The sequence below is a fragment of the Leptospira paudalimensis genome (assembly GCF_026151345.1).
GTDB lineage: Bacteria > Spirochaetota > Leptospiria > Leptospirales > Leptospiraceae > Leptospira_A > Leptospira_A paudalimensis.
In genome coordinates this window covers 2,267,162-2,278,675 of the sequence record NZ_JAMQPR010000001.1, presented here as the reverse complement: position 1 = coordinate 2,278,675, position 11,514 = coordinate 2,267,162, and the positions used below count along the sequence as shown (strand labels likewise).

General features: G+C 35.3%; 11 protein-coding genes (1 of these 11 running past the window's edge). 5 read left to right on the top strand and 6 right to left on the bottom strand.

Features of this window, described 5'->3' with window-relative positions; translation table 11 throughout:
* The 5 genes from ND855_RS10615 to ND855_RS10595 all read right to left on the bottom strand — a co-directional run.
* On the bottom strand, positions 1–1,198 hold the 5' portion of the coding sequence (locus tag ND855_RS10615) for an HD-GYP domain-containing protein (RefSeq protein ID WP_265358316.1). It extends 260 nt beyond the left edge of the window; 1,198 of the gene's 1,458 nt are visible here — the first part of the coding sequence; the start codon lies at positions 1,196–1,198; the stop codon falls past the left edge of the window.
* Positions 1,199–1,346: 148 nt separating this feature from the next.
* A complete protein-coding gene (locus tag ND855_RS10610; protein WP_322113536.1) occupies positions 1,347–2,900 on the bottom strand; it encodes a methyl-accepting chemotaxis protein in 1,554 nt (517 codons plus the stop codon).
* Between the two features lie 263 nt (positions 2,901–3,163).
* Positions 3,164–3,628, bottom strand: a complete 465-nt coding sequence (locus tag ND855_RS10605; RefSeq protein ID WP_265358314.1) for an AgmX/PglI C-terminal domain-containing protein — start codon at positions 3,626–3,628, stop codon at positions 3,164–3,166.
* Positions 3,629–3,659: 31 nt separating this feature from the next.
* The gene (locus ND855_RS10600; RefSeq protein ID WP_265358313.1) at positions 3,660–5,288 is read right to left on the bottom strand and encodes an FG-GAP repeat protein; all 1,629 of its coding nucleotides are present in this window, start codon (positions 5,286–5,288) and stop codon (positions 3,660–3,662) included.
* Positions 5,289–5,488: 200 nt separating this feature from the next.
* On the bottom strand, positions 5,489–6,358 hold the full coding sequence (locus tag ND855_RS10595; protein WP_265358312.1) for a hypothetical protein: 870 nt from the start codon (positions 6,356–6,358) through the stop codon (positions 5,489–5,491).
* Positions 6,359–6,779: 421 nt separating this feature from the next.
* Between ND855_RS10595 and ND855_RS10590 the strand changes: the two genes are divergently transcribed.
* The 4 genes from ND855_RS10590 (at position 6,780) to ND855_RS10575 (ending at position 9,207) form a co-directional block, all read left to right on the top strand.
* Entirely contained in the window at positions 6,780–7,304 is a 525-nt protein-coding gene (locus ND855_RS10590; RefSeq protein WP_265358311.1) for a peroxiredoxin family protein, read from the top strand.
* Positions 7,305–7,353: 49 nt separating this feature from the next.
* Positions 7,354–8,214: a helix-turn-helix domain-containing protein gene (locus ND855_RS10585; RefSeq protein ID WP_265358310.1), complete on the top strand. Its 861-nt coding sequence runs from the start codon at positions 7,354–7,356 to the stop codon at positions 8,212–8,214.
* 103 nt (positions 8,215–8,317) lie between these two features.
* Positions 8,318–8,716, top strand: coding sequence for a DoxX-like family protein (locus ND855_RS10580; protein WP_265358309.1), 399 nt, complete (start codon positions 8,318–8,320; stop codon positions 8,714–8,716).
* Entirely contained in the window at positions 8,713–9,207 is a 495-nt protein-coding gene (locus ND855_RS10575) for a DinB family protein (protein WP_265358308.1), read from the top strand. Before ND855_RS10580 ends, ND855_RS10575 begins: the two co-directional genes overlap by 4 nt.
* A 103-nt stretch (positions 9,208–9,310) precedes the next feature.
* On the opposite strand, the gene ND855_RS10570 is transcribed toward ND855_RS10575, so the two are convergent.
* Positions 9,311–9,790: a YHS domain-containing (seleno)protein gene (locus ND855_RS10570; protein WP_265358307.1), complete on the bottom strand. Its 480-nt coding sequence runs from the start codon at positions 9,788–9,790 to the stop codon at positions 9,311–9,313.
* 404 nt (positions 9,791–10,194) lie between these two features.
* Here ND855_RS10570 and ND855_RS10565 point away from each other — a divergent pair, with 404 nt between their 5' ends.
* Positions 10,195–11,514 carry an LA_0442/LA_0875 N-terminal domain-containing protein gene (locus tag ND855_RS10565; RefSeq protein WP_265358306.1) on the top strand — a complete coding sequence of 440 codons (1,320 nt, stop codon included), beginning with the start codon at positions 10,195–10,197 and terminating at the stop codon, positions 11,512–11,514.

Here is an 11,514-nt window from a genome sequence, read left to right as displayed (position 1 = left end):
CAAAATGTACCTGTTTTTCTGAATCAATAGATGCTGTGATGACGTAATCTCCCACATTTATGATATTCTGATTATTTGTTAAACTTGCGCCAACATAATCTAATAAATGCCGAATGTTTCGATTGCTATAAGAAAAAAACGAATCATTCACAATCATTTTTAATGCCGTTGCTGAACTAAATGCAGGTCTCCATGGTTGGTTCGTTGTTAAACTTGCATATTCGCTAGCAAGTGATAAGATCGCGATATCTTCTTCAAAATTGACTGAGTTTACATTTGATTCTTGGATCCTAAGTTGTGCATCTATATCTGCTACTATCATTTTTTTACTAGGGTCTTTGATAAACTTATCTCGAATCACCATTAACTTTCTAAATACTGTATTATTATCTGGGAAGTTATTATTAATTGAATTCCCTCGAAATGGTCTATGGTGATTCAAAACCAGTGTTCGTATCTCTTGAGTGATTTCGGGTGCCGCGAGTGTCATCAAATAACTAATAATCGGGTGTTGTTGGATTGCATTGTATTCTTCTTTTGTAAGGTTTGGTTTGTCTGGTAAAACTAATTTTGAATAACCTATATCCGCAAGAAAACTTGCTGTCATCACCGAAAGATGATCTTTTTTATTGGGTTTATTATCGTCACCTACACCAATCTTTTTCGTTCGGACTTTCATACCCATTGCAACAATTGTTCTCTTTGTCATTAGTTCTGATTCAACTGGTACTCCAGCATGATTCAAAATTTCTAATATATTAAATAGTCCTGATTCAAAATCTGGATTACTAGTGAAATCATCCAAAACTTTTCCAATTGATTTGTGAACTCTAAGCGCATGATCAGAATTAAACGCTTCTTTTTTTAACTCGAGTATTAAAGATTCAGTTTGTTTTGCGAATTCCGTAGTTTTGTCTGGATCAAAAAGTTTTGTTTGGCGTGGGTCTGTTGTTTCTCCCGATGTAATTCTCAAATGTTTTGAATCAGTTGTAAGGCAATAAGCTCCTTGTAACTCAATCTTTAAAAGTTTACCAAAGTCTTCTTCCGTTGCGTTCTTTTTTTTTGCCATGATGAGCTTGCCATTTCGATCATAAAGATCGAGTGGGATTTGTTTGCTCTTACGATAACTGCTTAACAGATCATCATTAAATTCAAATTTAGCAAGTTGGTCAGGGGAAATTAAAGGAGAATCGCTCAAATTATATAGTCCAATTATGGTATGATTATCTGTCGATATAAGACGAATATTATTGAATTATACCAATGAATAAAGCCTTTTATCGTAAAAAAAATTACGAATCCTCATTAAAACGATAGATAGGAAGGGTGTTGGATCAAATCAGTGTTCAATTCTTCATTTCTTTTGCCATCTCATCGAGTTGAGTCATAATCCCTCCAGTAGACTTACTACTTTCCGATATTTGTTTTGAAATTTCCACTATGTTGCTTGCGTATTCTGAAATTTTGACAGTGATTTTTGTGGATTCTTCAGTGGCTACTTTTTGGGAATTCGTAGAATTTTCTATGGTTTTACTGGTTTCGTAAATTCGAGTGTTAAGATTATCAATTGTTTCAATCGCTTTGTCTATATCTTCGATTTTGGAACCAACACCGTTAATTTCTGATTTGATGATACCGATTGCTTTGCTAAGTTTTCCCATCCTTTCAGAAGACCTGTTGATAAGTTCGTTACTTTCACTAATCAATGTAAGGTTTTCTTGAATGATTTTAGAAATTTCTTTGGAGTTTTTTGTTGTGGCATCCGCTAATTTTGAAATTTCTTCTGCTACAACGGCAAATCCTCGTCCATGTTCACCAGCTCTGGCTGCTTCAATCGAAGCATTTAGTGATAACAAGTTTACTTTATCTGCAATGTCATTGATCACAGAGACAAAATCAGAAATTTCCGTACTTTTTTCTTGGAGGATGTTGAATTTATTAATCGATAGGTGGATATGTTCTGATGTTTCATTTGAATAGTCCATAACGATATCTAGGTTTTGATAGATTCTGCCAGTTCCAGTTTGGACAGTTTCATTGATGGTTTTTAGATCATTAACTGATTGAATTGAAGATTCTGATTCATGATACAATGATTTTGCAATTTTGTTATTCGAGTCAGCTTTAGAGGATAATTCTTGTAATGAAATAGATATTTCCGTTAAGGATGTTGCTTGGTGCTCGGAAATTTGTTTTAGTTCTTCTGATATTGTATCCTGATTTCTGATCTGCTGTTTCATCAATTCAATCGTATTTAGAATTGTTTTTGCCATTTGTAACAAAGAGTCCAAAGCTTTTTTTGCTTCCTTTTGTTTTTCAACAGCTAAATTGAGAAGTGTTCTAGTTGCAGTTGCTCCTACAGTTGCTCCAATCCCGACCCAAACAAAGATTAAAAATCTTACGATGATATTACTTTTAGGACCGCCTGGAATTAATTCTGGCCTTAGAGTAAACAATACAATTTCAGAAACAATTATCAAAACAAAGTTATATATAGAGGCGTTCCGGTTGAAATACAATACACTTAGAACAAATGAAATGTAAAAAGTAGCTGAAAGTTCAGTTGCCCCGTAAATTACATATTGAAATACCAATAAACATAACGTAACACCAGTTATAGAAATATAACTTGATGACCAATGGGTTTTTAATTTTGAAGATAAAAGGAAACCAACTATCAAGATAGAAGTTGCTAAAACAAATTCGATCAATATACTCTGGTAGGTCAAATAATCGGATCCTTTTCCAGCAACTTTAATCGAAAGTGTTGCAATGTTGGCTAAGGCAAGGATGGAAAGAAACGATAAAAACATTCGTTTGTTGTTTCGTAACATCACCTCGGTGAAGAGGTCATCGGAAATAGTCATCGTATTTTTTTGAAAAAAAAGTTTAGCAAACAAACTTGTACCTTCTTTGGAAAGGGAATGGATTTAGGTCAGAGTTTCAAAATGAGGTCTTCTGGCAAGAAAGGTCCTAAAAGTCGACAAGTGTCTAGAATTTACATTGATTCTAAATATCGATCATTGTTCCCAAACACGCGTAGGAAGATAGGATCCTCTAAGAAACTTAGAGTAAGGTTCGATGGAATCGAATCCCAAACAAATGTGAATTGCCAGGCAAATCCGTGTGTTTTGGAAGGAATTGATTGTTTGACAGTTTGAATTTATTTTGGAAGATTCGTATCCTTTTTAAAGATAAAAGTATATTCTGCGTAGGTGTTATGCGACCTGTCAGGTGGGGGAGGAAATTCCCATGAACTGATTTCTTTTTGTAAACAATTGATCAGTGAATCAGCTGGTAAATCGGATTGGATGAGTTCCACTTTTGTGGGAACTCCATCGGGTTCGATTTGCCAATCGAATTGGATTTTGCCCTCTTCGATTTTAGGCTTTGTTTCTAAGTATAAATTGTAGCAAATTTGGATTTTACGTTTGTGTTTGGTGATGGTAAAATTCACTTCTCGTTTGTGGTAAGGTGAGAGACCCTTTTTATCCACTTCCATTGAGGGTTGCGTGACTTGATTTCCATTTGAGTTTGGTCGAAGGAAAAGAAAATACACCATACTTAAGATAAGGGTAGTTATTGTGACAAGAATGATTTCTTTTTGATAGAGAATCTGTTTTTTCATTTATGAATATACTTTACGATTCGAAACCGTTTTACTTTCTAAAAAACACATAGGCAGCACCAGATTGTAAAGCTGAGTTATTTGCACTGGCAGTTGGTCCATTGGTAATTGTATTTTGATTGCTGTCTTCTTGGTTCACCCCAACAACAGCAGTATCTCCTGATAAAGAAATCGCATTGCCAAATCTGTCTTCGACATCGGCATTGGGAGCCTTGATAAATGCCCTATATGCCCAAGTGGAACCAGACCTTTGGAACACATAAACCGCACCAGAATTGGATAGGCTATTGTCATCGTTTGGGTTCGTACCATTTGTGACCGTTGTTTGGTTATTGTCCTCAAAAATAGAACCAACTAAAATCGTATTCCCTTGGATAGCAACTGTGACACCAAAATTATCATTAGCTTCAACGTTAGGAGGTTTCAGGTACGCTTGGTGAGTCCAGGTAGAACCAGTTCTTTGGAACACATAAGCGGCACCTGCTAAGCTAGCCGAGTTGTCGGCACTGGCAGTAGGTCCATTTGTAATTGTAGTTTGGTTACTAGATTCAGAAAATGCTCCGACTACTATGGTGTTTCCATCGATAGCAACCCTATTGCCAAATTGATCATTTGCATCTGCATTGGGTGCTTTTAGATATGCCTGTTCTACCCAAGTGGAACCCGTTCTTTGGAAAACATAGGCTGCACCAGTAGCATTTGCAGAATTGTCTGAACTGGCAATAGCACCGTTTGTAATCGTTGTTTGGTTGCTATCTTCCAAATTTGAACCTATAACGATTGTATCTCCAGAGATCGAAACACTGTTTCCAAATCGATCATTTGCTTCTATATTGGATGCTTTTAAGTAGGCTTGTTGAGCCCAAGTTGTACCTGATCTTTGGAAGACATAAGCGGCACCTGCTGATGCAGCTGAGTTGTTAGCACTTGCAGATGTTCCATTTGTAATCGTTGTTTGGTTACTCGCCTCATTAAAAGCACCTACAACAATCGTATCGCCTGAGATGGAAAGGGAAATCCCAAACTGATCATTTGCTTCCGCATTTGGTGGTTTGATGTAAGCTTGTTGCACCCATGTAGAGCCCGTTCGTTGGAACACGTAGACTGCACCAGAACTGGATGCAGTATTGTCTGTACTGGCAGTAGGTCCATTCGTAATTGTGATTTGATTGCTATCTTCTTGGTTGGCACTAACAAGGATGGTATATCCATCAATGGCAACGGCAGCTCCAAAAAAGTCCGATGCTTCTGCATTAGGTGCTTTTAAGTAGGCTTCTTGTGCCCAAGAGGAACCAGTTCTTTGAAAGACATAAGCGGCACCTGCTGATGCAGCTGAGTTGTCTGCACTCGCAGAGTTTCCATTCGTAATTGTCGTTTGGTTACTTGACTCACCTGCAGCTCCCACCACGATCGTATCACCAGAGATGGCTACGGAATTTCCGAAGAGATCGTTTGCTTCCGTATTTGATGCTTTGAGATAGGCCTGTGTTTCCCAGAGTTTTGGAGAATTACCGACACTGAATCCACAAAAGGGAATAGGATTTTCCGATACGGATGCGAGTAATAAGGTTTCTCGATACCCTTTTGATTTTTGGTCACAGGGGTTATTCAATGTTACTTGATTACAACTTATGGAAAAATGAATTAACAAGATTCCCATGAAGTTTTTCATTGATAACGAACGAAACACGAAATTTCCTTTCTCCATCGCTTCCATCAGGTTCGTTTTTCCCAGTACAAAATTGCTAACATTCGTTAAAAACAATTTTTGATTCAACCAAGGTTATCAAGTATTTTCTTATTATTGTTGATAGGAAAGCTAATAATTTTTTAAATTTTTTTGTGAATGTAAGAAGGATCTTATTCCGAGTCCAGTGAATGGACATGCTTCGATTGTAATCTGTTTCTGTAGATTGCCCGTAATACAAAACCAGTCACAATTAATTGGACCGGAATCAAAATCATGTCCCATTGTTTTTCAGACAAATTAGTGATATAAGGTCCACTCAGTTGGAATGGAGGTAAAAATGGATACCGCATGAGAACTGTTAATGTTGTGACGACCATGGTGTCTGCTAATCCAAAATAATAGGAAAGTGGATATCGTTTTTTGTTCACATGGAAGAGGACAACCATTACAAGAATACTCATTGGTTCCAAAAGTAAGTAATTGGAACTAACAAACGTTGGTAACGATAGAAGTACAAAGCGATACCCGGCGTGGCAATAAATCCATGATAATGGTGATGAATTAAAGGTAAACATTCTCTGATTGGTCTTGGTAGTTTGAAACCTTACCTTACTCATTTCTTGGAGTAACCAAATGAGGAGGAAAAAACATACAAATCGACTGAGAATCCCGCGATAGGTTCCTCCATCAGGAGAGAAAATCATAACAAAGATATTTCCTAATACAGCAAAGTTGATATATCGAGTAAACCAAGTTAGGTACTTTTGTTGTTTTGATTCGGACAAACTCACATAACCAATCACAGCTCCTAATCCAAATGGAAGGAGTAGTATCATTTTGGTAAATCCCATGATAGAAACCATATCATGATGGGATTGTAAACTGAATTGGATTCCGGCTAATAGTGATACAGTGATAATGATAAAAAGAAGTAATTTTTGACGATAAATGCTTGAATAACAAACAAGAGAAACAAACAAAATGGCAATGGTTTGGTTCCAAAGGAGTAGGCTAAGATCAACTGCAAATTCAAGATTCATATAAAATTATTTTCAAATAAGATGATGTTTGGGATAACTCTGTTCGTTTCGATACTGGACATTATATTCAATTTCGAACCTTTGTGTGTCATGTGCTTGGTAAAAGATTCTCACATAGTCTTCCAAACAACTGGATTTGCAACTCTAACTTTCGCAATTTATTTTTTCGAGAATGGTTCTACTGATTGATTGAATTCCATGGCAATTCATGTAAGGATTAGGCAGTTTTGCGAATTTTGAAGAATGGCCAAAATTTTTAAAAAAATCACAGTTGGGTAAATAAATTGACTATGAATTCTGAATTCAAAAATTCTTAATTGTATGTAAGAGAAAAGAGTTTTATTGCTGGGTGACAAAAAAGGCAAAAAATTCAATTCAAAACTTGATTTTGATAGGCTAATCATTCCGGAAATTATAACTTATGAAACTTAAAGATTGGTTTATGATGCAATTTGATGGAAGTGTTGATTCATCCATTCAACCACTTCCTCTTGATTACAAGGTACAAGATTGGGAGTTGATTTTAACTTCAAATCAAAAAATTAAAATTTCAGAAATCATCTCAAGGGGACCACTTATATTAGTTTTCATTCGTGGAACATGGTGCCCCTTTTGCCAAATCCATTTGAAAAATCTATCTGAATGGGCAACAAGTTTGAATGAAAAAGAAGGTAATGTGATCGTTGTATCAACTGAACCAATCCATGCTCTAAGAAGTTGGTTGAATCTCAATCCTATGAATTTTTTGTTTGCTAGTGATTCTACATTGGAACTTTGTCAATATTTTGGAGTGCGCATTCAGCCAAATGATTTTGCACAAGCAGCAACATTTTTAATCGATTCTGATTTAACAATTCGTTTGGCATACAAAGGCAAACGAACTCAAAAAAACTTTGAAGAAGTTGAAACTGTGATGAAACAACAAATATATGGATCGAAGGGTTGATGGATGTTTCGAAATATAAAGAATATATTACAGATTCTATAACGATTGTATGAATCCAAATTCAAAGTTTATACACTATGAATTAAGTGACCCACTTACTGGTTCCTATTTTTATTTTACCAATGATTTGATGGGTGATCTAGAGAAATCTCTCGGAAATCCTACTGCCAACCGTATTATATGGAACCGAGGGAAGGGGCAATTTAAATTTTACTGTGATGAAAAAACAGTTATCTTAAAAGAGAATACATTTTGTACACTCACTGCCTTAAATTATATTAAGTTCCCTAGCAATGACCAAAAAGTGACAGCAATTGTATTCAATAGAGAGTTTTATTGCATACGTGATCATGATCATGAAGTTTCCTGTAATGGGATTTTGTTTTATGGGGCGCAAAATTTTTCTGTATTGAAGATACCTCTAAGGGATATAGTTGCATTTGAAAAATTGGTAGATTTATTCGAAAAAGAATTTGAAGAAGGTGATAGTTTACATGGGGAAATGTTAGTAAGTTTATTAAAAATATTAATCATACGACTAACAAGAATCGGACGAAATCATATTGTAGGAATACAAGGTGATTATCAAAGTATTGAAACCATTCGTAAATTTAATTTACTAGTAGAACAGAATTTTAGAAAATACAAACAAATCTCTGAATACGCATTTATGTTAAATTTATCTTCTAAAAAATTGTCAGAACTGTTTCGTTATGCAAAATTAGATCCTCCGCTTCAAACAATCCACCAAAGGACTATTTTAGAAGCAAAACGTATGCTTTTATTCACTCTTAAATCAGTTAACGAAATTTCAGAGGAATTAGGGTTTGAAGATGCCAGTCATTTCAGTAAATTATTTAAAAAAATCACAGGGAAATCTCCTTCCGCGTTTCGAATTAGGAAAAATTGACATAAATTTTTCCAGTTTGTCCATTGTATTTGCGAGATAAAACAATATACTATAAGAATGTATAAAATGCAATTTAAGCCTAAATTTGGAATGCCTTCGTAATATGAATATTTCTTGGATAAAGAATTTAGTGAAATTGGCAGTTGGTGTCATTTTTTTTCAGACTTTATTTTTTAAATTTAGTGGAGCAGAAGAATCTGTTTATATTTTTTCTACACTAGGTATAGAACCGTGGGGAAGAATTGGATCTGGATTCATTGAACTATTAATTGTCTTGTTGTTTTTGATTCCAACAATTGTTTGGTTAGGTGCACTGCTTGGTTTTTTTACAATGTTGGGAGCTATTTTAGCACATATTTTTATCATAGGCATTGAGGTATCACAAGACCATGGATTGTTATTTAGTCTCGCAATGTTTAATTTGATAGGTTGTTCTTTTCTTTTATACTGCGAACGAGAAATGGTGTTTAAAATTTTGCAACAGTTGAAGAAAAAAATATGATCCTTGTCGAAGAATCTCGACTCATTACAAATTCTATTTCGGAGTTAATCCAACAACTTTCGAAAAAAGAATTTTCTATGCCCCTTCCTATTTTAAGTCATGGAAGTATTTCGCAGCACATACGTCATATTTTAGAATTTTTTCAGGAATTTATTTTTGGCTTAAAACGTGGAGAAATCGATTTTGATCAGAGGAAAAGGTCAAAGCAGTTAGAAGAAAATCCAGAATTTGCACTGGAAATGATTGGTTTTATCCAAAAAGAATTGGTTGAAGGATTTGTCGACATCCCGATTTCGATTCGAGTTTCCACTCATGATAAAAATGAAAGACCGTTACTTGCGAGTACAAGTTTACGTGAACTTGCATATTGTAATGAACATGCAGTCCATCATTTAGCCATCATTAAAATTGCGCTTTCGACTACTTTCCCAGATATCATTGTGGGCGATGGATTTGGAATCGCTTACTCAACTCAACAAGTGAGTCGTTGACCTTCTTTTTTTTGAACAGTTCGAATGGATGATAAACTAGAATTTTATCATCCATATTCTATAGGAAATCTTAATTGATTCAAATTCAATAACCCAAGGATCGTTATTTCATCACCTTTTTCCAATTTGCATTTGCTTTAGGAATTAACTCTTTTTCATTTTCATTCCAAGGGATTAAGGTATCACCGAAAATTCCATTATAGAATAAGTTGATTTTTCCGTTGATGATTTTATACCTCATCGGATCCACTTCCACTTTATCTCCATTCTCTCCCATTGCATAAGCACACCAACCACCATATTCAGGTTCAAAATTTTCTGGATTTTTTTCGAATTTAAGTTTGTTTTCGAACGAGGAAAAATAATAGATAATACCTTTATACTGACTAATGATTTCACTTTTCCCTTTTGTCGGTTTGTTCGAAAAATAGGAAACTGGATCATAACCATCGAGTGCTACACCATGATGATTTAAGCGGAAATGCTTCTTTCTGAGTTCGTTCGATGCATTTTCAGTTTGCGCTTGATTGGTTAGGAAAGCAAAGAATAGGAAAGTGAAAACGAAGAGAGTTAGTGGCTTCATAACAGACAAATCTATCATAAGAGATCAAAATTTGAATGTCGAATTTGCTTTTTTTTCTGTCAATTTTTCAAAATAAAATTCCCCCCATGAATTTCTAAGTAATGGTTTCTGTAAAGGTGATTGTTTACTCACTGATTGCGGTTTTGTTAGGAACTTTCCCTAAAATCAATCAGTGAGTCTTCGCAATTCTGCATCGTCCTAATATTTTGGTTTTGTTTTTACTGAGTTCTTATCTCTTTGAGAATGTAAGTGATTGTCTTTTTTTACCAAAATTGATAACTTAAATTGAATCCATCGGTTTCATATTTTTACTATGAAATTGTTCCCAAACTTCTTTAATCGAATTGCAGTATTTGGATTTTGTGTTACAATCAATGTACATTAGGTATCCGTTTGTCCCTTTTATGAAACAATATTTACTTTTATTATGGTTCGTTTTTCTTTTCGCCAATGCCTCCCTTCAGAGTGAAACCATTCTGTTTAAGTCTGGAGAAAAAATCGAAGGATCCGTTTTAGCCCAAGATAAGGATTCTGTTACAATCAAGTTAGCAGACGGAAATACGAAGGTGTACCCAAAGTCATTGATCCAAAAAGTTTTCTATGGGCGGAAAACAGATTCTGCGGCTCTTAAAAAAGACCCTCAGCCTTCTGAGAAAGAAAAAAAACTGAGAGAAGAGAAGGAACTTGCTGAAAAACAAAAACAGGAAGCAGAAGAACTCAAAACCAAAGAAGAAAAACTCAAAAAAAGAGAAGAACAACTTTCAAATGCAAAACGCCATTATCTAGAAGCTTCCTTGGGAATGGGGAGTGGTAAAAACCAGATGGAACTCCGTCCTTTCTTTCAAACCATTCAAATTGCGGGACTTCTATTTGGTGGTGGTGGAGCTGAGCTTCAGTCCACTCCATACAAAACAAAAAATCACAGTTTCACTCCCCGTTTGTTTTATGCTTGGAATCGTTTTACGGTTGAAATCCGAGGTACGGAAGCAAATGGAAATTTTAATATAGGTGGATTCCAAACGATCTCATCTGGTGGGGGAAGTGGTTCATCCTCGAGTGGTGAAAAATCAACGAATGCGTTATTTGGTAACGGAGATACAAAGTTCCAAAAGGTATCAACGAGAATCGGTTTTACGCCTTATCCACATCCATTGTTTGATTTTCAAATCGTTGCTGGAGTGGAACGTATTTGGACAAAGAGTAACCAAGAGGTATCAAGCATTGGTGGATTGACAAGTACAGGTAATAATCCATCTCGAGCAGATTTCCGAAATTCGACTCAATCACTCAAAGGGTATAGCGTAGGGATTGGATACGAATGGAAATTTTGGGATCGTTTTTCTCTACAAGGGCAGATTTTGCATTTGGATATGCAAGGACCTTCTTCGTTTCGGAGTAATGAATTTGGTTTCGAAACTTCACCTTTTAAATATAGGCAATTTGGTTTGGACTACCAATGGAAATCTACTGGAACAGAAGTGAATGTAAAATTTTCTACAAAAATCAAAGGTGATGTCAGTTTCTTTTTGGAAGCAAGTAACATGGTTCTAAAAAACAAATTAGGATCGGGTTATATCACTGAAAATGAAGGAGGAGGAAATTCTGATCCATCTCAAATTCTAGTGAAAATATATGCTCCACAAATCCTCATTCCCATTTTATTGGATTCAAAGACGATTCTCACTTACGTACAAATTGGTGCAAATTATCGCTTTAATTTTTAG

Bases quoted from the DNA above. Each gene is read 5' to 3' on its own strand.
- ND855_RS10595 (WP_265358312.1), bottom strand. From the start codon at position 6,358: ATGAATCTTGAATTTGCAGTTGATCTTAGCCTACTCCTTTGGAACCAA.
- ND855_RS10580 (WP_265358309.1), top strand. From the start codon at position 8,318: ATGAATATTTCTTGGATAAAGAATTTAGTGAAATTGGCAGTTGGTGTC.
- ND855_RS10605 (WP_265358314.1), bottom strand. From the start codon at position 3,628: ATGAAAAAACAGATTCTCTATCAAAAAGAAATCATTCTTGTCACAATA.
- ND855_RS10585 (WP_265358310.1), top strand. From the start codon at position 7,354: ATGAATCCAAATTCAAAGTTTATACACTATGAATTAAGTGACCCACTT.
- ND855_RS10575 (WP_265358308.1), top strand. From the start codon at position 8,713: ATGATCCTTGTCGAAGAATCTCGACTCATTACAAATTCTATTTCGGAG.
- ND855_RS10565 (WP_265358306.1), top strand. From the start codon at position 10,195: ATGAAACAATATTTACTTTTATTATGGTTCGTTTTTCTTTTCGCCAAT.
- ND855_RS10590 (WP_265358311.1), top strand. From the start codon at position 6,780: ATGAAACTTAAAGATTGGTTTATGATGCAATTTGATGGAAGTGTTGAT.
- ND855_RS10570 (WP_265358307.1), bottom strand. From the start codon at position 9,790: ATGAAGCCACTAACTCTCTTCGTTTTCACTTTCCTATTCTTTGCTTTC.
- ND855_RS10600 (WP_265358313.1), bottom strand. From the start codon at position 5,288: ATGGGAATCTTGTTAATTCATTTTTCCATAAGTTGTAATCAAGTAACA.